Source organism: Moorena sp. SIO3B2 (assembly GCF_010692525.1).
GTDB lineage: Bacteria > Cyanobacteriota > Cyanobacteriia > Cyanobacteriales > Coleofasciculaceae > Moorena > Moorena producens.
This window is the reverse complement of sequence record NZ_JAAHHE010000783.1, coordinates 1-1807: the sequence shown is the minus strand read 5'-3', so window position 1 is coordinate 1807 and position 1807 is coordinate 1. Positions and strand designations below refer to the sequence as shown.

Here is a 1807-nt window from a genome sequence, read left to right as displayed (position 1 = left end):
CCCGTGCCTTTGTATAAATTCCAAACTTCATCCCCAATAACCCGATGAAACCGACTCTTTTCATCTTGGTTCAGAGAAAAGTAAATATGAGTAAGAGCAGACTTCACGCTAGAATCACTTGCAGTTACTGAAATCTTTGATCGAAATACCTCCTGATATCTTCCGCCTTCTGGGTGTTCTATCAACTCAAGTGGTTTAGTCATGAGTATTTAATTATATCTTTCAGATTTCAAACAATATACTATGTTAGTAGAGTAGCATTTCAACTTCAGTTAACCACCAAACAGCCAACTCCCAGTAGCTACCTCATCGAATTGCCAAAAGAATAAGAAAAGCTCGTGTTTTTTGTTGGTGTCGCTAACCCCACCTAAATGCAAGATTATAGGTGGGAACTGTACGAGACATTTTGTTCAACTGAGTCCCAACGCACGAGTTGCTGCTTTGATCAACGGGTAGTAGGGCGGTTTAGTGACATTAACTTCTATAGCATCTTCCCGTTTAGTACCCAAAAGTCCAGTGCGTTGTCCTTTCTGAATCGCTAGGACTTTTCCTTCCGGGTTTCTAATTCTTAGTTCGTTTAAAGATTCCCAGAGGCTACAGGTGTAACGGCGCTGATTGTAATAAAATTCCGCTTTCTTGGTAGTTGAGGTAGTAGTAACTGTACTAGTAACTACGGGTAGACGGACACCAACTAACTCTAACTCAATGGTCGTGTTGCCCTCCCAATGATGCTCTCGCAACTTGTAGGCAATATCCACTCGCCGAGGTAAAGGGAAGTATTCCCCCCAACGCCAAGCAATAGCCTGAATCGTGACTGGTTGGTTGTCCTGATTCAAAGTAAGCTTAATGTGTCCCTTACCAACCACTCGTTGTTCAAGGATTTGAACATTGGCACTCCAAAAGACAGGGTCCCGATTGCCAATGCCACAGGGGTGAAGCAGATCTAATTGCTGGTAGAGGTTAGAGGTAATTTGAGAGAATTCTAGGCTAGCGTCGATACTAACTAGGGGTTTGAGGTGTTCAGGTTTTAGAGATTGATGGGCAAAACCGCTAAGGGATTGTTCAAAGGCGCTTAAGTTCTCAGCAGGTAGGGAAAATCCACCAGCTGCTTTGTGTCCTCCATATTTACCCAGTAAGTCTTTACAGAACTCTAAGGCTTCAAAAATATTGAATTCAGTGATGCCCCTTGCTGAACCACGAATGTGTTGTTGGTCGTTGTCTTCATAGGTTCCAATAAAGACTGGGACACCATAGCGCTCTACTAATCGGGAGGCAACAATCCCAATCACTCCATGATGCCAATTCGGTTGGACAATCACTAATACCCGCTTCTGTTGCCAATCTAGTCCAGTGTCTTCAATAAATGCGATCGCATCTTGTTCAATATCAGCACACAATTGCTGACGCCGTTGGTTCACTTGTTCACACTGCATTGCCCTCTCACGTGCTACTTCCGGTGCAGTAGTCGTCAGCAGTTCAATTACAATTTGGGGATCCGATAAGCGACCAATAGCGTTAATTCTTGGTCCTAGTCTAAACCCAATATCCTCTGGCTTGAGGGATTTTTGGTCATCTTTGACCCCAGTTATCTCGATTAATGCTTGAACTCCTGCTAATTGAGATTGAGGCAATAACCCTAAGCCTCGCTTTAACCAACGTCGGTTGATACCGGTTAAAGGGGCTAAATCCGCAATAGTTCCCAGAGTAAATAGTTCTAACAGCTGTTGGGTCAAGCCTTTGAGTTGACCCAGTTCTTGTGCTAGACAGATAGCTAAAATGTAAGCTATCCCTACACCCGCTAAACTTC

The 1807-nt window shown here is 43.7% G+C and carries 2 protein-coding genes; both read right to left on the bottom strand.

Annotated features, from left to right (window positions below):
• Positions 1–203: cupin domain-containing protein (locus F6K38_RS40990; protein WP_287360570.1), on the bottom strand; the 203-nt coding region annotated here is incomplete at its 3' end.
• 207 nt (positions 204–410) lie between these two features.
• Positions 411–1807 (bottom strand): single-stranded-DNA-specific exonuclease RecJ (locus tag F6K38_RS40985; protein ID WP_287360568.1); only part of this gene is annotated, 1397 nt, incomplete at its 5' end.